The organism is Actinomadura sp. NPDC023710 (assembly GCF_040639875.1).
GTDB lineage: Bacteria > Actinomycetota > Actinomycetes > Streptosporangiales > Streptosporangiaceae > Spirillospora > Spirillospora citrea.
In genome coordinates this window covers 81212-98740 of the sequence record NZ_JBFAGB010000005.1, presented here as the reverse complement: position 1 = coordinate 98740, position 17529 = coordinate 81212, and the positions used below count along the sequence as shown (strand labels likewise).

16 protein-coding genes and 1 pseudogene are annotated in these 17529 nt (G+C 72.8%); 2 read left to right on the top strand and 15 right to left on the bottom strand.

Going from position 1 to position 17529, the window contains the following annotated elements:
- Nucleotides 1–383: 383 nt before the first annotated feature.
- From AB0H37_RS07740 to AB0H37_RS07685, 12 genes and pseudogenes are all read right to left on the bottom strand, one after another.
- A pseudogene (locus tag AB0H37_RS07740) lies at nucleotides 384–596 on the bottom strand (tRNA (guanosine(37)-N1)-methyltransferase TrmD); the annotation flags it as partial.
- On the bottom strand, nucleotides 593–1105 hold the full coding sequence (gene rimM, locus AB0H37_RS07735) for a ribosome maturation factor RimM (protein WP_179833370.1): 513 nt from the start codon (nucleotides 1103–1105) through the stop codon (nucleotides 593–595). The gene rimM and the pseudogene AB0H37_RS07740, both read right to left, overlap by 4 nt.
- An 11-nt stretch (nucleotides 1106–1116) precedes the next feature.
- Entirely contained in the window at nucleotides 1117–1359 is a 243-nt protein-coding gene (locus AB0H37_RS07730; RefSeq protein ID WP_021598307.1) for an RNA-binding protein, read from the bottom strand.
- A gap of 1 nt (nucleotide 1360) precedes the next feature.
- Nucleotides 1361–1810 carry a 30S ribosomal protein S16 gene (gene rpsP / locus AB0H37_RS07725; RefSeq protein ID WP_179833369.1) on the bottom strand — a complete coding sequence of 150 codons (450 nt, stop codon included), beginning with the start codon at nucleotides 1808–1810 and terminating at the stop codon, nucleotides 1361–1363.
- Between the two features lie 547 nt (nucleotides 1811–2357).
- Complete coding sequence (gene ffh, locus AB0H37_RS07720; protein WP_329094006.1) at nucleotides 2358–3935, bottom strand: signal recognition particle protein; 1578 nt, start codon at nucleotides 3933–3935, stop codon at nucleotides 2358–2360.
- A gap of 87 nt (nucleotides 3936–4022) precedes the next feature.
- The gene (locus AB0H37_RS07715) at nucleotides 4023–6452 is read right to left on the bottom strand and encodes a [protein-PII] uridylyltransferase (protein WP_360611887.1); all 2430 of its coding nucleotides are present in this window, start codon (nucleotides 6450–6452) and stop codon (nucleotides 4023–4025) included.
- A gap of 8 nt (nucleotides 6453–6460) precedes the next feature.
- Nucleotides 6461–6799, bottom strand: coding sequence for a P-II family nitrogen regulator (locus AB0H37_RS07710; RefSeq protein ID WP_089312877.1), 339 nt, complete (start codon nucleotides 6797–6799; stop codon nucleotides 6461–6463).
- Nucleotides 6796–8139, bottom strand: coding sequence for an ammonium transporter (locus tag AB0H37_RS07705; protein WP_329094011.1), 1344 nt, complete (start codon nucleotides 8137–8139; stop codon nucleotides 6796–6798). The genes AB0H37_RS07710 and AB0H37_RS07705 overlap by 4 nt, the downstream gene beginning before the upstream one ends.
- A gap of 181 nt (nucleotides 8140–8320) precedes the next feature.
- Nucleotides 8321–9466, bottom strand: a complete 1146-nt coding sequence (gene ftsY / locus AB0H37_RS07700; RefSeq protein ID WP_329094013.1) for a signal recognition particle-docking protein FtsY — start codon at nucleotides 9464–9466, stop codon at nucleotides 8321–8323.
- A 138-nt stretch (nucleotides 9467–9604) separates the two neighbouring features.
- On the bottom strand, nucleotides 9605–10270 hold the full coding sequence (locus AB0H37_RS07695; RefSeq protein WP_179833364.1) for a DivIVA domain-containing protein: 666 nt from the start codon (nucleotides 10268–10270) through the stop codon (nucleotides 9605–9607).
- A gap of 5 nt (nucleotides 10271–10275) precedes the next feature.
- A complete protein-coding gene (locus tag AB0H37_RS07690; protein WP_360611886.1) occupies nucleotides 10276–11427 on the bottom strand; it encodes a globin domain-containing protein in 1152 nt (383 codons plus the stop codon).
- Between the two features lie 4 nt (nucleotides 11428–11431).
- The gene (locus AB0H37_RS07685; RefSeq protein WP_329094016.1) at nucleotides 11432–11839 is read right to left on the bottom strand and encodes a globin domain-containing protein; all 408 of its coding nucleotides are present in this window, start codon (nucleotides 11837–11839) and stop codon (nucleotides 11432–11434) included.
- Between the two features lie 873 nt (nucleotides 11840–12712).
- Here AB0H37_RS07685 and AB0H37_RS07680 point away from each other — a divergent pair.
- A complete protein-coding gene (locus tag AB0H37_RS07680) occupies nucleotides 12713–13234 on the top strand; it encodes a hypothetical protein (protein WP_329094018.1) in 522 nt (173 codons plus the stop codon).
- Between the two features lie 18 nt (nucleotides 13235–13252).
- On the opposite strand, the gene AB0H37_RS07675 is transcribed toward AB0H37_RS07680, so the two are convergent.
- From AB0H37_RS07675 to AB0H37_RS07665, 3 genes are all read right to left on the bottom strand, one after another.
- On the bottom strand, nucleotides 13253–14191 hold the full coding sequence (locus tag AB0H37_RS07675) for a glycoside hydrolase family 16 protein (RefSeq protein ID WP_329094020.1): 939 nt from the start codon (nucleotides 14189–14191) through the stop codon (nucleotides 13253–13255).
- 160 nt (nucleotides 14192–14351) lie between these two features.
- The gene (locus AB0H37_RS07670; RefSeq protein WP_360611885.1) at nucleotides 14352–15023 is read right to left on the bottom strand and encodes a response regulator transcription factor; all 672 of its coding nucleotides are present in this window, start codon (nucleotides 15021–15023) and stop codon (nucleotides 14352–14354) included.
- Nucleotides 15023–16234 (bottom strand): histidine kinase, encoded by a 1212-nt coding sequence (locus AB0H37_RS07665; protein WP_360611884.1) that lies wholly within the window; start codon nucleotides 16232–16234, stop codon nucleotides 15023–15025. The genes AB0H37_RS07670 and AB0H37_RS07665 overlap by 1 nt, the downstream gene beginning before the upstream one ends.
- A 179-nt stretch (nucleotides 16235–16413) precedes the next feature.
- Between AB0H37_RS07665 and AB0H37_RS07660 the strand changes: the two genes are divergently transcribed.
- Nucleotides 16414–17529 (top strand): hypothetical protein, encoded by a 1116-nt coding sequence (locus AB0H37_RS07660; RefSeq protein WP_329094026.1) that lies wholly within the window; start codon nucleotides 16414–16416, stop codon nucleotides 17527–17529.

Sequence of the window (17529 nt, the reverse complement as noted above, 5' to 3'; positions counted from 1 at the left end):
TCGGCCCCCGGCTCACCGGCTGATTCCAAGCCGGACGAGGCCAGGGGCGACGTCTCACCGAGGACAGGCGGGGCGGAAGGGCCGCCGCCCGGCGGGATGGAAGAAGCGCTGTCCGGCGAGGGAGAAGAGCCGCTGCCCGGCGGGATGGAGGCGCCGCCGCCCGGCGAGGGGGAAGGGCCGCCGCCCGGCGGGGCGGAAGAGCCGCCGCCCGCCGAAGGGGAAGGGCCGCCGCCCGGCGAGAGGGAAGAACCGTCGCCCGGCGGGATAGAAGAGCTGCCGCCCGGTGGGGCGGAAGGGCGGCCGCCCGGCGTGGGGTAAGAGCCGCCGGTCGGCGGGGGTGGGCTCGTCACGGGCTGGGCGCCTGGGAAGGGGGGCACCAGGGTGTCGAGGGCCTCGCCCCAGGGGTCGGGTTTCATGACCATGCCGGGGCCGCCGCCGTAGGGGGTGTCGTCGACGGTGCGGTGCCGGTCGTGGGTCCATTCGCGCAGGTCGTGGACGCGGACGTCCAGCAGTCCGGCGCGCCGGGCCTTGCCCAGGAGCGAGATGTCCAGAGGGGCGAAGTACTCGGGGAAGATCGTGACTATGTCGAGTCTCATGATTCGTCGAGCAGACCGGGGGGCGGGTCGATGACGAGCCGCCCCCCGGGAACGTCCACCTCGGGGACGAGCGCGGCCACGAAGGGGACCAGCTTCTCGCCCCCGGCCCCGCGCACGACCAGGAGATCCTGGCCGTGGTGCAGGACGTCCGCGACCCGGCCGACCTCGGCCCCGTCCGTGGTGACCACGGCGAGTCCGAGCAGTTCCTGGTCGTGGAAGTCGTCCGGGTCGGCGGACGGGGGGATGTCACCGGGATCGACGACGAGCCACGTGCCGCGCAGTTCCTCCGCGGCGTCGCGATCGTCGATCCCGGCGAAGCGCACGAGCAGGCGTCCCGAATGCCAGCGTTTCCGCTCGATGGTGAGCGGACCGGCGGTGACGGGATCGGTGGCGATCGCCGTGCCCGGGACGAACCGTGACTCCGGCTCGTCCGTGCGGACGTCGACGGTGACCTCGCCGCGAATCCCGTGCGGCCGTCCGATCCGTCCCACCACGAGCGGTTCGCTCATCGGGACGCCACTCAGCGGACCTCGTTGACGTCGAGCAGGTCGACACGCACGTAGCGGCCTCCGGAGAGGGCGCTGATCACCGTGCGCAGGGCCTTGGCGGTGCGACCGCTTCGGCCGATGACCTTCCCGAGGTCCTCGGGGTGCACGCGCACCTCCAGGACCCGGCCGCCCCTGATCCTGCGGGCGCGAACCCGGACGTCGTCCGGGTTCTCGACGATCCCGCGGACCAGGTGCTCGAGCGCTTCTTCGAGCACGTCAGCCCTCGCTCTTGGCTTCGTCGGTCTCGGTGGCCTTCGCCTCGGTCTTCTTCGGCTCGGCCTTCTTCTTGCCGCGGCTCGCGGTGCCGGCGGCCGCGTCGTCGCCCAGCGACTCCTTGACGGCGGCCTCGAACGCGACCTTCTTGTCGGCCTTCGGCTCGGCGACCTTGAGGGTGCCCTCGGCACCCGGCTCGCCCTTGAACTTCTGCCAGTCGCCGGTGATCTTCAGCAGGTTGAGCACGGGCTCGGTCGGCTGCGCGCCGACGCCCAGCCAGTACTGCGCACGCTCAGAGTCGATCTTGATGAGCGAGGGCTCCTGCTTGGGCTGGTAGAGCCCGATCTCCTCGATGGCCCGCCCGTCCCGCTTGGTGCGGGCATCGGCGACGACGATCCGGTACTGCGGGTTCCGGATCTTCCCCAGACGCTTGAGCTTGATCTTGACTGCCACGGGTGTGGTGTACTCCAACTTCATCACTGGATGGGCGGGCCCGCACCAGGTGGGGAACACCGGCTCACGGCCGCCCGATGGACTCCGGTCGCGCAGGACGAGAGAGGGCGCCTCGCGATTCCGGGTTTCCAGCCTGCCATTGTGCCAGACGTTCGCCGCGAAAGCGCAATCGCATCGCCCGGGTGTCGCCCCTCAGCCCCGACCCTCAGGCCTCCGCAGGCCGCACCACCTCGACAACCGCCACCAGGTGACCGGCAGCAGACGCGGCAGATCGACCCATCCAGCACAACTTACGAGCCCAGAAGCGCCATGCGGGGTCCGCGAGACCTGCGCAGCCGCAGCCGCAGCGCCGGGCCGGGGCGGGGCGGGGCCGCGCACGTCAGGCGAGCACCCGGGACAAGCCCCATAGCCGCCGAGCTGCGCCCACCCATACGTTCCCTGCCCCGCACTCCACCCGACCCGCGCCGGGGGCCAGGGCTGCCCCCAGGCCCCCCGCCGCATGAACCGGGCTGTGCCTGGGTCATGCGTCGGGGGTGCGTTGGGCGGGTTACTTCTTCTTGCGGTTCTGGAGTTTGTTCAGGTCGGGCATCTGGAAGCCGGGCGGGAGCTGGCCGCCGCCCAGACCGGGCGGGAGGGTGCCGCCACCGAGGCCGGGCGGGAGCCCCTTCGGCATGCCCTCGTCCGCGGGGGCCTGCTCCTGGGCGGGCTTGCCCGCGGCGCGCTTGCGGGGGTCGCCGCTGCGCTGCTTGCCCTTCTTGTTCTTGGCGGCCTTCGCCGCCTTGGTCGCCTTGCGGCGGCCGCCGGGCATGCCGGGCAGGCCCATGCCGCCGGCCATCTGGCGCATCATCTTCTGCGCGTCGAAGAACCGGGTGACCAGGCTGCTGACCTCGCCGACGCCGACGCCGGAGCCCTTGGCGATGCGGGCCCGCCGCGAGCCGTTGATGATCTTCGGCTGGGAGCGCTCCTGCGGGGTCATCGAGCGGATGATCGCGGCGATGCGGTCCAGGTCCCGGTCGTCGATCTGGCTGATCTGGTCGCGGACCTGGCCCATGCCCGGCATCATCCCGAGCAGGTTCCCGATCGGGCCGAGCTTGCGGATCATCATCATCTGCTCGAGGAAGTCCTCGAGGGTGAAGTCCTCCCCCGAGGCGAACTTGCTCGACATCTTCTCGGCCTGCTCGGCGTCGAACGCCTGCTCGGCCTGCTCGATCAGGGTGAGGATGTCGCCCATGTCGAGGATCCGGCCCGCCATGCGGTCCGGGTGGAAGACGCTGAAGTCCTCGAGCTTCTCGCCCGTGGAGGCGAACATGATGGGGCGTCCGGTGACGTGCCGGACGGACAGCGCCGCGCCGCCGCGCGCGTCGCCGTCGAGCTTGGTGAGGACGACGCCGTCGAAGCCGACGCCGTCCATGAAGGCCTGGGCGGTGTTGACCGCGTCCTGGCCGACCATGGCGTCGACGACGAACAGGATGTCGTCGGGGTGGACGGCGTCGCGGATGTCGACGGCCTGCTGCATCATCTCGGCGTCGATGCCGAGGCGGCCGGCGGTGTCGATGACGACGACGTCGTGCAGGGCGTGCCGGGCCTGGTCGATCGAGCGGCGGGCCACGTCGACGGGGTCGCCGACGCCGCTGCCCGGCTCGGGCGCGAACACCGGGACCCCGGCCCGCTCCCCGACGACCTGGAGCTGCTGGACGGCGTTGGGACGCTGGAGGTCGGCCGCCACCAGCATCGGCGTGTGGCCCTCCTGCTTCAGCCAGCGGGCGAGTTTGCCGGCGAGGGTGGTCTTACCGGCGCCCTGCAGGCCCGCAAGCATGATCACGGTCGGCGGGGTCTTGGCCAGCCGGATCCGCCGGGTCTCGCCGCCGAGGATGGTGATGAGCTCCTCGTTGACGATCTTGACGACCTGCTGCGCCGGGTTCAGCGCCTGCGAGACCTCCGAGCCCTGTGCCCGCTCCTTGATCTGCGCGATGAAGTCCTTGACCACGGGGAGCGCGACGTCGGCCTCAAGAAGCGCGATCCGGATCTCGCGGGCGGTCGCGTTGATGTCGGCCTCGGAGAGCCGGCCCTTGCTGCGCAGCGACGAGAAGACCGTCGTCAACCGGTCGGAGAGCGTCTCGAACACGTGTCTGGACCGTCCTTGGAAAGCTTCTGGGATCGCCTATCAGGGTATCGGGTCGCCGGGCGAGCCCCGCCCCCTCCGGAAACCCGGTCAGCGGAGGGTTCTCAGGACCCGGGTCCGGACGGCGGCCAGCGCGTCGGGGTCGTCGAGCGGGCGGCCCTGGTCGTCCACCACGTAGAAGACGTCCACGGCCTCGGCGCCGAGGGTGTCCACCTGGGCGGCGCGGACCTGGAGGCCGCAGGATCCGAGGGCCTGGCCGACGCGCCACAGCAGTCCGGGGCGGTCATGCGCCCGGACCTCGACGACGGTGGCGGTCCGCGACGCGTCGTCCACGATCATGACGCGCGGGGGCGGCACCGTGACGCCGGGCCGGATCCGGACCGACCGCGCCCGCCGCTCCAGCCGCTCGGCCACGTCGAGGCGTCCGGCGAGCATCCGCCGCAGGTCCGCCTCCAGGCCGGCCGGATCCGGCGGCGTCCCGAACTCCGGGACGGCCGTGAAGTCCAGCACCGCCGTCTGGGCGGACGGGACGGCCGATCCCGACACCGACGGGGAGGAGACCACACGTGCGGTCTTCACGGCCAGGCGGTGCAGGGCGAGGACGCCGGCGGCGCGCCAGAGCAGGCCCGGCCGGTCGGGGGCGGCGATGGTGATCCGGGAGCCCGTCACGCGGACGGCGGCGCCGTCGTGGCGCGCCAGGGCGAGGTGGTCGGCGGTGAGCGCGGGGCCGGGCGGGGGCGTGCCGCCGGAGAGCGCGGCGGCGGCGCGGCGGGCGAGTTCGGCGACGAGGCCGGCCTTCCAGGCGCCCCAGGCGGCGGGGCCGGTGGCGCCGCCGTCGGCGACGGCGAGGGCGGCGAGGAGGTCGACGACCTCGCGCTCGCGGCCGGGCGCCCCGGACACGGCGGCGGTGACGGTCTGGACGGTCACCGGGTCGTCGATGTCGCGGCGGGTCGCGGTCTCGGGGAGCAGCAGGTGGTGGCGGACGACGGTCTCCAGGACGCGGACGTCCTCCTCCGGGAGGCCGAGGCGGGCGCCGATGTCGCGGGCGACGACGGCGCCGGAGGTGGAGTGGTCGCCGGGCCAGCCCTTGCCGATGTCGTGCAGGAGGGCGCCGATCAGGAGCAGGTCGGGACGGGCCACCTCGCGCGTCAGGGCGGCGGCGCCCGCGGCGGTCTCGACGAGGTGGCGGTCGACGGTGAAGCGGTGGACGGGGTTGCGCTGCGGGCGGTTGCGGACGCGCTCCCAGTCGGGCAGCAGCCGGACGATCAGCCCGGCCTGGTCGAGGGCCTCCCAGACCGCGATGGCGGCGGGCCCGGCACCGAGGAGGGAGACGAGCGCGTCGCGAGCCTCGGCGGGCCAGGGGACGCGCGGGAGGGCGGCGTGCTCGGCGAGCCGGGCGACCGTGGCGGGGGCGAGCGGCAGGCCCGTCTGGGCTGCGGCCGCGGCGACGCGCAGGACGAGGGCCGGATCGTTCAGATCGGCGTTCCGCGCGAGGACGACCTCCCCCTCGTGCTCGACGGCGCCGTCCCCGACCGGCCTGCGCTCCACGCCGCGCCGGCCCGCGCCCTGCGGGACGCCCGGGGGCTGCCGGTGCTTGGCCCTGGTGAAGTTCTCGACGCGGCGCCACAGGTGGGACGCCCCGTAGGTGACGGTGCGGGCGGCCTCGGCGATCGAGCGTTGCAGGACGTCGGCGTCCAGGAGTCCGAGGGCGCGGGCGACGGCCTGCTGCTCCTGGAGGACGAGGCGGTCGGTCGAGCGGCCGGTGACCTGGTGGAGCGCGTGCCGGATGTCGAGGAGCAGGTCGTGGGCGGCGCGCACCCGGGCGTCCGGGGCGGGGGCCACCCAGGACGCGGCCACGGCGTGCATGACGTGGACGTCCCGCAGCCCGCCGTGGGCCTCCTTCAGGTCGGGTTCGAGCAGGAACGCCAGCTCGCCGTGGGTCTCCCAGCGTTCGCGGCACATCGCCGACAGCTCGGCGAGGCGGGTGGGCGCGTCGGCGCGCCAGTCGGCCAGGACGGCGGCGCGCAGCTCGTCGACGAGGGCGTGGTCTCCGGCGAGGCGGCGGGCCGACAGCAGCCCGAGGGCGGCCTTCATGTCGCCGCGCGCCACGGTCCGGGCCTCGGCGACGGTGCGGACGGAGTGGTCGAGCCGCAGGCCGGAGTCCCAGACCGGGTACCAGACGCGGTCGGCGATCAGCGCGACGCCGGCCAGCCCGCGATGCAGCAGGACGAGGTCGAGGTCGCCGCCGGGCGTCAGTTCGCGCCGGGCGTGGCTCCCCACCGCGACGAGCGCCACCCCCTCCGGCACCGTTCCCTCGCCGGTTGCGGCGGTGCCGGCGGACGGCGGGGGTTCGGGGTGGGGCGGGGCGGCGGCCAGCAGGGAGGCCAGCCAGCGGTCGAGGGCGGCGGCGCGGGCGGCGCGGGCGGTGGCCAGGGCGGCGCGGGCCGAGTCCGAAGTGGCGCCGCCGGCCGGAGCGGGCGCGGGGGCCCGGTCTCCGGCCGGCGGGTGTGCGAGGGTCACCGTGCCCCCTAGAGGGCTTCCGGTCCGGTCTCGCCCGTGCGGACCCGGACGACGGTGTCGACCGGCACGGCCCACACCTTCCCGTCGCCGATCTTGTCGGTGCGGGCCGCCTTGACGATCACGTCGATGATGTCGTCGGCGTCCTCGGCCTCGACCAGGACCTCGACGCGCAGCTTGGGCACCAGGTCGACCTGGTACTCGGCGCCCCGGTAGACCTCGGTGTGGCCCTTCTGCCGTCCGTAGCCGCTGGCCTCGCTGACGGTCATCCCCTTGACTCCGAAGGCCTCCAGGGCCTTCTTCACCTCGTCCAGCTTGAACGGCTTGATGACCGCCGTGATGAGCTTCATCCCTTCGCCTCCACCTTCTTGGCCGGGGCGGACGGGGCGGGCGCCGCCGCGGTCGCCCCGGAGCCGATGCCCGCGCGGATCGTGCCGAAGTCGTAGGCGGTCTCCGCGTGCGCCGTGCTGTCGATGCCGGCCGCCTCGTCGTCCTCGCTGATCCGGAAGCCCATCACCAGGTCGATCACCTTGGCGATCACGTAGGTGACGACGAAGGAGTAGGCGAGCGTCGCCAGGACGGCGACGGCCTGCTTGCCGAGCAGCGCGAACCCGCCGCCGGCGAACAGCCCGTCGGCGCCGGCGTCGTTGACGGCGGTGGTGGCCAGGAACCCGATCAGCAGGGCGCCGACGATGCCGCCGACCATGTGGACGCCGACGACGTCGAGCGAGTCGTCGTAGCCGAGCTTGTACTTCAGGCCGACCGCGAACGCGCACACCGCGCCGGCGACCAGGCCGAGGGCGATGGCGCCGAGCGGGGTGACGAACGCGCAGGCCGGGGTGATCGCGACCAGGCCGGCCACCACGCCCGAGGCGATCCCGAGGGTCGTGGACGAGCCGTCGCGCAGCTTCTCGACGACGATCCAGGCGAACGCGGCGGCGCAGGTCGCGACGAGCGTGTTGATGAACGCGACGGCCGCGGTGGAGCCGGCCGACAGCGCGGACCCGGCGTTGAACCCGAACCAGCCGAACCACAGCAGCCCGGCGCCGAGCAGGACGAAGGGCAGGTTGTGCGGCCGCATCGGCTCCTTCGGCCAGCCCCTGCGCTTGCCGAGCACCAGCACCAGGGCGAGCGCCGCGACGCCGGCGTTGATGTGGACGACGGTCCCGCCCGCGAAGTCGAGCGCGCCGAGGTCGAACAGCCAGCCGGCCTTGCCGCCGTCCTGGCCGTCGGACCACCACACCCAGTGGGCGATCGGGAAGTACACCAGCGTCGCCCAGACCAGGGTGAACACCACCCAGGCCCCGAACTTGGCACGGTCCGCGACCGCGCCGCTGATCAGCGCGACGGTGATGATGGCGAACGTCGCCTGGAACGCCACGAAGACCAGCTGCGGGATGCCCGTCCCGTCGTCGGCCGTGGCCGCGTTCTCCAGGCCGACGAGCCCCCAGTCGCCGAACCCGCCGATGAACGAGCTGAGCCCGCCGCCGTCGCCGAAGGTGAGGGAGTAGCCGTAGACGACCCACGCCATGCCCACCACGGCGATGCTGACGAAGCTCATCATCATCATGTTGAGGACGCTTTTGGCCCGGCTCATACCTCCGTAGAAGAAGGCCAGGCCCGGTGTCATCAGCAGGACGAGCGCTGTGCTCGTCAGCATCCAGGCGGTACTACCGCTATCGATCTTCATCTCTGAGCGCGTCCCTCCTCGCCAGGAACTTCGAACTGCTCAGAGACTCTGGCGCGGCCGTTTCGCCCGGTATGCCGCTACGTTTCCGCCATGTGAAACCCGACATCGACGTGTTTCGCCGCTGTTTCCAAGTCCTCACATGCCGTATTTACGCGGTCTGCGGGGCGGTGCGGGGACCGGTTCAGTCGCCGAGGATCGCGTCCACGAACGCCTCGGGCTCGAACGGCGCGAGGTCGTCCGGCCCCTCCCCCAGGCCCACCAGCTTCACCGGGACGCCGAGCTCGCGCTGCACCTGGACGACGATGCCGCCCTTGGCGGTGCCGTCGAGCTTGGTGAGCACCACGCCGGTGACGTTGACGACCTCGGCGAAGACCCGGGCCTGCTGCATGCCGTTCTGGCCGGTCGTCGCGTCCAGGACGAGCAGGACCTCGTCGACCGTGGCCTGCTTCTCCACCACCCGCTTGACCTTGCCGAGCTCGTCCATCAGCCCGGTCTTGGTGTGCAGCCGGCCCGCCGTGTCGACGATCACCACGTTGACCTTGGTGTCGATGCCCTGCTTGACGGCGTCGAACGCGACGCTGGCGGGGTCGGCGCCCTCGTCCTTGCGGACGACCTGCGCGCCCACCCGCGTCCCCCACGTCTCCAGCTGGTCGGCGGCGGCGGCGCGGAAGGTGTCGGCGGCGCCCAGCAGCACGGTGTTGCCGTCGCCGACGAGGACGCGGCCGAGCTTGCCGCACGTGGTGGTCTTGCCGGTGCCGTTCACGCCGACGACCATGAGGACGGCGGGCCGGTCGCCGTGCGCCTCGGTGTGCAGGGAGCGGTCGATGTCCGGGCCGATCTGCTTGAGCAGCTCGTCCTTGAGCAGCTCCCGCACCTCCGCCGGGCTGCGCGTGCCGAGGACCTGGACGCGGGTCCGCAGGTCGTCGGTGACCTGCCGGGCCACCGCCGTGCCCATGTCGGCGGCGATCAGGGTGTCCTCGATCTCCTCCCAGGCGTCCTCGTCGAGCGTGTCGCGCGACAGCAGGACGAGGAGGGTCTTGCCGAAGGCGTTCTGGGAGCGGGCGAGCCGGGCCCGCAGCCGCACGAGCCGCCCCGCGCCGGGCGGCGGCCTCTCGATCTCGACGGTGGGCCGCGGCGCGACCTCCGTCGGCGGCGCCTTCTCGATCGTGGGGGCGGCGGTGTCGGCGGTGTCGGCGGCGGTGGCGCCGCCGGTGCGTTCCGAGGGGCGCTCGACCGGCGGGCGGGTCCGGCGCGGCCGCAGCAGCGTGACGCCGCCGATGATCAGCGCGATCACGGCCAGCGCGGCGATGACGATCACATATTCCATAACGCCCCCAGTTTTCCAGACGAGCACTCCCGCGCGAACACGCTGCGCGCGGGCCCGCCGATCATGCGGCGAGCCCGGCCGGGCGCGCAACCGCGCGGGACGCCCGAACGCCCCGGGCGCCCGCGCCGGGGCGGTAGATCAGGCATTACCCCCAGGGAGGGATGCCCGTTCGGAGGACTCCCACTCGTCGACGTTGCGGAGCAGGGCCTCCAGGTAGGACCGCAGGTGGGTCCGGTAGACGTCGCTGTAGGTGCGCAGGTAGGCGATCTCCCGCTCCAGGGCGAGGCGCTCGCCGTCCGGGAGGGTCTCGGGGCGGGACGCGGGCAGGGCCTGCGGCGGGGCCGTGCGGACGGCCGCCTCGGCGACGGCGGCGGCCTTGCGGTGGGCGTCCTCCATCATCTGCTCCGCCCGGCCCTTGGCGTCGGACAGGATCGCCTCCCGGTGCAGCCTCGCCTCGTGCGCCAGTTCCCTGGTGTAGCGCTCGGCGTCCGCCACGTACAGGTCGGCGGTCTGCTGGGCCTGCGAGAGGATGCGGACGGCCTGGAAGTGGGCGTCCTCGGGGGCCATCACGCCGCGGGCGCCCGAGGACGCCTGGGCGCGCAGCCGGTTCACCTCGTCGGCCAGGGCGGCCTTGTCGGTGAAGATCTTGACGAGTTCCCGCTCCACGTACTGCAGGAAGTTGCGGACCTGCTCCTCGTCGTATCCGCGGCGCCCGAGGGCGGCCCGGGCGAACACCACCGAGTGGAGCTCGCCCGGGGTCAGCCGCGAGCCCTCGGAGACGACCGGAAGGTTCGGGGAGTTCAACGCGCTCACCTCTGTGCGTCGGCGAAGGTTTCGAGGCGGATGCGGTCACGGGGGACTCCGAGCCGCGTCAGCTGCTCGACGGTGTGCCCGACCATGACGGACGGCCCGCACACGTAGGCGTCGTGACCGTCCCAGGGGCCGCGCCTGGCGACCACGTCGGACAGGTTGCCGTGCTCGATGCCGTCGTCCCCCGACTGGAGCAGCGAGGAGAACCCGTGCCCGCCGGGTTCGTCCGACACGGCCGGGACGACGGTGAGCCAGGGGAACCCGTCCGCCAGCTTGGCCAGGTCCTCCAGGTCGTAGAGGCCGTCGCGGCTGCGGGCGCCGAAGAACAGGTGCACGCGCGGCGGGACGGCGCGGCCGGAGATCTGCTCCAGGATCGCCTTGAGCGGGGCCAGGCCGGTGCTGCCCGCGACGAGCAGGACGTCACGCGGTGAGGCGTCGTCCAGCGTGAGCGTGCCGATGGGGGCGCCCATGCGGACGCGGTCGCCTGCCTGGGTGACGCGCACCAGCACGGGGCTCACCGGCCCGCCGTCCACCAGCCGGACGTGGAAGTCGACGGTGTGGTCGGGACGCGGCGCGTTCGCCATCGAGTAGTACCGCCAGTGCCGCAGCCGGGACGGCACTTCGAGCGCGACGGACTGGCCCGGCGAGTACGGCAGGGGCCGGTCGGGCTGGATCCGCAGGACGCTGATGTCGAAGCGGCGGCGCTCGACGGCGACGACCTGGCCGTTCCACCAGGCGGGGCTGCTGAGGGCGTTCTCGTCGGCGGCCTCCAGCATGACCTTGGCGACGAGGCTGTAGGCCGCGTTCCAGTCGCTCTCGATGTCGTCGCTCCAGGCAGGCCCGGAGAAGTGGCGCAGGGTCGCCAGGAGGCTGGCCCCGACGTGCGGGTAGTGCTCGGCCACGATGCCGAACCGGCGGTGGTCACGGCCGAGCTGCTGCAGGAACGGGACGAGGTTGGACAGGTCGTCCACCTGGGACACGATGTGCCCGAGGGCGCGCAGCAGCTTGTCGCGCTGGCCGCTCATCCCGATGGGGAACATGTCGCGCAGGTGGGGGTTGCGCACGAAGAGGTCGGAGTAGAAGAACAGCGCGACCGCGTCGCCCTTCTCGGCGACCTGCGCGAAGCTGGCCTTCAGTCGCTGGGCGTCCACGGAATCAGGCGACGGGCTCCGCCGCGGCCTCCGTCATGACCTTCGCGACGACACCGTAGGCGGCCGTCCAGTCCTGTTCGAGGTCGGAGCTCCACTCCGGGCCGCTGAAGTAGGCGAGGGTGGCGAGCAGGCTGGCGCCGACGGGGGCGTAGTGCTCGGCGATGACGCCGAAGCCGTGGTGGCGCCGGCCGAGGTCGGTGAGGAAGGGGACGAGCGCGTCGGGGTCGTCCACGGTCGAGACGATCTGCGACAGCGCCGCGAGCAGCACCTCGTGCTGCTTGGCCATCGACGTGGGGAACATCCGCCTGAGCTGCGGCTCCCGCGCGAAAAGGTCGGCGTAGAAATATTCGGCGACGTCCAGGCCGTTCGCCGCCACCAGGGCGAAATTGCCTTTGAGTTTCTGGGGATCCACGGGTGACACCTCTCCGGCGGTTCTCCGTACCGGACGGGGGGAGTCCGGTGAGGAAGCCGGAGAACCGCAGGTCCATATGGGTAGTGGATTGCCCCAGGGCACACAAGCCCGCCAGCGTCGCCGGGTCATCACGGTCGGTGCACGCCGATCCCTCCGACTTACGCGTCACCGGCGCCGATGTGAAGTCTCCAAACGGTTATAGGTCGGGAGAAGACGCCGGAGACCGGAGCCGCCACGCCGCCCGAAATGTGAGCGCTGGGCGATGTCACGTTCCAAGGAAAATGTGACACGCATCACGGCCGCTGCGAAATGGGCCCGCCGCCGCCCGGACCGGGGTGCTGGATGCCGCGTGCCCCTGATCCCGCGGCATCCAGCACCCCCGGCCCGCGAGCGGACGCCCCGCGCCCAGCTCGGAGAGCCTCGGCGGCCGCCCCGCCTTCACCGACCGCACCGAGAGCAGTGGCGCCGGTCGCCTTCGAAGCGGCGAGCCACCGCGTTCATCCGCCGGGATGGAGAGGGCGGTCGGCCGGGTGCACAACGGTGCGCCGCCCATGACATGAACAACGCTCTGCGGGCCCCCTTTCCCGGTTCTTTCATGGGATAATCTCGCCCTGCCACTTCGCCTCCGTTCGGATCGACCCGAGTGGCACGGCCACGCATTTTCCGTCCCGTCGCCCGAGGCTCCCCATAAGGAAAAGGGAGCCCCGGTGGCGAACGCCTGTCCAGACAGGTGCCCACCGCCTCTGACCTGGCGATCTTGCAAGCTCTGGTCATTCCCCGGTCAAGGCGTTAATCTTCGGCTGGCCGCCTGATCATCCGGAAAGGCGGCGCTCGGACCATGGGCCGACATCCCCACCCCGAGGAAGGCACGCGATGGCTCTTCGGTTCACCCCCCGCGCCGCCGGCGCGCTCGCCGTCACGGCGCTGGCGCTGGCATTTCTCACGTCGGGTTGCAGTGGCGACGACAAGGACGGCGACGGCGAGGTGTTCCGGCCGCCGTCCCCGTCGCCCTCGCAGACCGCGCAGGAGGACACCGACCCGGGCGCCCGGGAGGGGATCGCGGGCGCGCGGGCCGCGCTCCAGGCCTTCCTGCGCGGCCAGGCGGCCGGCGACCAGGCCGTGTGCCGGTACGTGGCCAAGGACAGCGACTTCGTCCGGGGACCGGCGCTCCGCGGCGACTGCCCGAACGGCGTGCGCAACACGCCGCACCTCGTCCGGCCGCAGGAGCGGCAGGCTCTGCGGACCGTGACCGTGAAGGGCGGCCGGCTGTCGGGCGAGGAGGCGGTCATCCCCTTCTCCGCCCTGCACTACACGAGCGGCGCGCTGACCGAGCGCACCCTGCAGGACGAGTTCACCCTGCGCCGCGACGGGGAGATCTGGCAGATCGTGAAGTGACATCGGGCGCCGCGCGGATCAGGGCCGGTACATGGCGATCCAGTCGACCGAGAGGGTCACGTCCCGCGTCCGGCTGACCCCCTTCGCCGTCAGCCTGGCCATCTGCGGGAACCAGTCGAGCTGGATGGCCTGCCCCATCTTCCCGGGCGGCAGCGCCTCCCGCTTGGACGTGTGGAACCACCTGCGCCCGTCCACGTAGCCCGTCATGCCCTTGCTGTTCCACTCCACCGCGAAGGCGTGCCACTTCGTCAGGTCGATGCGCAGGTGGGAGTCCAGGCGCCGGGAGTCCTTCTCGGGCCCGTAGTGCAGGAAGAAGTTGGTCCCGTTGCGCAGGCCCTTGTCGCCGTAGGTCTCCATCCAGTCGATCTCCCCGCCGCCGTTGTGCGGGTCGGTGCCGCCACCGCCGCCGACCGGCCACAGCAGCAGGTTGGCGTTGTAGCAGGCGCAGCCCCGGCTCACCCGGACGCGGGCCTCCCAGCGGCCGCGCTTCTGGGCGCCCTTCATCCAGGCGACGCCCCCCGTGTCGCCGTTGCGCTTGCCGGTGATGCGCAGGACGCCGTTCCGGACGCTCACCGCCTTGGCGACGCGCCGGCCGCGGCCGCCGTTGCCCGGTCCCGTGTAGACCTCCCAGGCGCGGCGGTCGAAGGTCCGGAAGCCGTCGGAGGCGATCGGACGTCCCCACCCGTACCGCCGCGCCGCGGTCGCGGTGGCGCGCTTCTTCCCCTTCGCGCGCGCGGAGTCCCAGGTGTCCTCGTGCGCCCGCGGGCCCGGCTTCCCGTGCGTGGTGGCGGACGTCCCGTACGCGATGGCGGGCGCGGACTTCTCCAGGGAACCGATGGCGCGGGCGGAGGCCGGGTCCGGGACCGCGCCCGGAGCCGCGGCCAGCGCGAACGAACAGCCGGCGGCCAGAGCCCCGCCGGTGACCACGGCCATTTTATTTCGGGTCGGCAAAAGCATGGCACTCCTCCGGGCGGCGAATGAGGCGAAGGCCCGGCCAGAAAGGCGCCGTCCTTCTTTTATTCCGTGCACCGGAACGCTATGCGGCGGCCCGCGGGCGGCCCTAGGGCCCTAGGGCCCTAGCGGCGGGGGTTGCGGGCCCCAATCACGGAGGCCCAGCTCAGCCGCCGGGAGGCATCCCGAGCCAGGTCACGATGGCCGTGGCCCGGTTCGGCGCACCGAGTTTCGCATAAATGCGGTTGATGTAGTTCTTGACGGTTTTCTCGGTGAGAAATAGCTTGGCCGCGATGTCGTTATTCGCAAGACCGCGCACGATCAGATCCATGACCTGGACCTCGCGGGCGGAAAGGCCGAACCGCGCGCGCTGCTCGGCCGGATCGGCCGCGGGCGCCGCGCGCCGGCCCGTCCGCGCGGCGTCGATGAGCGCGGCGCTGGCCGCGTGCGAGAGGGGGTGGGCCCGGTGCCGGACGGTGTCCCGGATCGCCGCGGCGAGCTCGTCCACCGTGAAGGTGTTGTGCACGAGGTAGCCGACGGCGCCGTTGCGGACGGCCGAAAGGATCACCTCGGGCTCCTCCACCTGGGTGAGCATGATCACTCGGCTGATCCGGCTCAGCGCGGCGGCGGCGCCCACCCCGTCGGCGCGCGGCATCCGGACGTCGAGAAGGACCACGTCGGGCACGAGCCGCCAGGCCATCTCCTCCGCCTCGCGGCCGTCGCCCGCCTCCCCCACCACCTCGATGTCGTCGGTGGCCTCCAGCGCCGAGGTGAGGCCGGCGCGGATGAAGGTGTTGTCGTCCACGACCATGACGCGGTACCGCGCGGGCTCGTCCATCACCGGCTCCCGAGCGCGGCCCGCGCGGGTTCGGACTCCGGGCCCGCCGCCGGCATCGACGCGGTGACCTCGGTGCCGCCTCCGGGGACGGAGCGCACGGCCAGCCGGCCGCCGGCCCTCCTGGCCCGCTCGTGCATGCCGACGAGGCCGTAATGGCCGCCGCGGGCGAGCGCGTCCAGCCAGCCGGGGTCGTCCGGCCGTCCGGGCATGCCCTTGCCGTCATCGCGCACGCGCACCTCCAGGTCGCCGCCGATGACCGCCGTGACGATGTCGACGCGGGACGCGTCCGCGTGCCGCCGCACGTTCTCCAGCGCCTCACGCACGATCGTGACCATCTCGCGCCGCGCCGGCGCGGGGAGGTCCGCCCCCGCCTCCGCGTCCACCCGGACCGGGACGCCGGTGCCCCCCTCCCACTCCCCCGCCAGCTCCCGCACGGCGTCGCCCAGCGGGACGCCGGCCGAGTCGTCGCGCAGCTCGGTGATGAGCGAGCGCGCCTCGCGGGTGGCGACCTGGGCCGCGGTGGCGATGCGCCGCGCCTCCCGCTCGGCGCGGTCGGGGGACTTGCGGACCCAGCCGGGCAGGCCGTTCGCCGACAGGGCGATGCCCGACAGCGTCGCGGTCAGGGAGTCGTGCATCTCGCGGGCCAGCCGGGTGCGCTCCTCGGCGGCCATCGCCTGCGCCTCCATCCGCCAGCGCGTCTCCTCGGCGGCGGCGTGCTCGTCGAACAGGCGGCGCAGCACCGACCCGACGAGCGCCGCGACTCCGTAGAAGACCGGCAGCAGGACGAGCAGCGGCATGATGACGCCGTCGTCGGAGGGCGTGTTGCGGTAGAGCGCCGCGTAGTACAGGACGGCCTGCTGCGCACACAGCAGCGCGGTGACCGGCCACCGGTACAGCAGTCCGGCGAGACCGGCGGTCACCACCGTCACGAGGAAGTAGGGGCCGAAGATCCCGCCCACCTGCAGCACCGCGTAGCCGATGAGCACGTCGAAGGCCAGCAGCGCGGGCTGCTCGAACAGCCGCAGCACCACCCTCTCCCAGCCCGCCAGCACCACGCCGGAGACCACGACCGCGAGGACGAGCACGCAGAGCGCCCAGGGGTCGCCGCGCACCTGCCCGTCCACCAGCACGGTCACCCCGATGACGAGCACGCGCAGCTGCATCAGCAGGACGAACGTGGTACCGACCCTGGTCTCGACGGAACGCCGCACAGCAGACGGAACCGGTGCAGCGGAGCGCGGCATCGCAGGGGCCCTTCCAGATGACGAGCGCCGAACTCATGACGCCATGGATCTTGCCAAAGACCGCATAGCGAACATTAGTCATTCCGGACGAGGAGATCGCTACGATGCCCACGAGAACAAGCGTTCCCGTTCGCGGGAGGTCACCGGTGACGGCTCCGAGGGCGGTCCCGCAGCCGGAGGAGGCGCGCGGCCCGGCCGATCTGCTCGACCTGATGCGCCGCCTGCAGCAATGGTCCGGCCTGCCCCTTTCCGAGCTAGAGGAGCGGATGGACGCGGACGGCGTGGTCGCCCCTTCCGGAATCGACGCGCTCCTCGGCGGGAGCACGCTGCCGAGCCGGGGGCTGGTGACCTCCTTCGTGACCACATGCGGCCTCGTCCCGGAGGAGCGCGAGCGGTGGCTGCGGGTCTACGACCGCCTGTGCGGCCCCGCCGCCATGGAGGGCGACAAGCGCGTCGCCGGACGGCCGGCGCTCAACCTGGGTCCCGCGACGGCCCCGGCCCCACGCCCGACCCCAGCCCCACCCCCGACCCCGGCTCCAAGTCCGCCCCCTGCTCCCGAGAACGGTTCCTCCGGGCGGCACGCGGTGCAGCCATCGCGTCCACGGCACCGCAAGACGCCCTCGCACGGGCCCACCGGCCGCCGCCCGGTGTCGCTGCTGGTGGCGGCACCCGCGATCATCACGATCGGCGTGGTCGTCTCGACCCTGACGGGGGTGTTCGGCGGCGAGGGCGAGCCGCACCGGCCGCAGGCGTCGCCGGGGACGGCCGGCAAGGCGACGCCGCCCCCGCCCGGGTGGTACACGGTCATGCCGCTGAGCGACGGCGAGCGGTCCGGCGACTGCCTGTCGGTCCTGCCGGACGACCGGCTGAATCCGCAGCTGGCGCAGGACAAATGCGTGGCGGAGGACTCGCTCCAGCGGATCCGGCTCGCCTCCGTCCCCGACAGCGCCGGGACGTTCCAGCTGAAGGCGTGGACGGCGAAGGGCGAGCTGTGGTGCGCGACGCTCGACACCGAGGCCGAGCGCTCCCCGCTGCACATGAGGGAGTGCGGGGACGATCCGCTGCAGCGGTTCGGGCTGACGCCGGCGGGCAAGCCGGTGAAGGGCGGGCAGCTCTACCGCATCGTTCCGCAGGCGACGCGCGACGACGGCATGTGCGTGGGCGTCGACATCCGGGAGACCGGCGGCATGGAGGCGATCCACGCCGCGTGCGGCCGGTCCGGGGTGCGCGGCTACCTCTTCACGCCCGCCGCCGAGCCGTGA

What these genes read in the sequence shown, in the direction of transcription:
- AB0H37_RS07705 (WP_329094011.1), bottom strand. Translation starts at nt 8,139, where the DNA reads ATGAAGATCGATAGCGGTAGTACCGCCTGGATGCTGACGAGCACAGCG.
- rimM (WP_179833370.1), bottom strand. Translation starts at nt 1,105, where the DNA reads ATGAGCGAACCGCTCGTGGTGGGACGGATCGGACGGCCGCACGGGATT.
- AB0H37_RS07680 (WP_329094018.1), top strand. Translation starts at nt 12,713, where the DNA reads ATGGCTCTTCGGTTCACCCCCCGCGCCGCCGGCGCGCTCGCCGTCACG.
- AB0H37_RS07670 (WP_360611885.1), bottom strand. Translation starts at nt 15,023, where the DNA reads ATGGACGAGCCCGCGCGGTACCGCGTCATGGTCGTGGACGACAACACC.
- AB0H37_RS07675 (WP_329094020.1), bottom strand. Translation starts at nt 14,191, where the DNA reads ATGCTTTTGCCGACCCGAAATAAAATGGCCGTGGTCACCGGCGGGGCT.
- ftsY (WP_329094013.1), bottom strand. Translation starts at nt 9,466, where the DNA reads ATGGAATATGTGATCGTCATCGCCGCGCTGGCCGTGATCGCGCTGATC.
- AB0H37_RS07710 (WP_089312877.1), bottom strand. Translation starts at nt 6,799, where the DNA reads ATGAAGCTCATCACGGCGGTCATCAAGCCGTTCAAGCTGGACGAGGTG.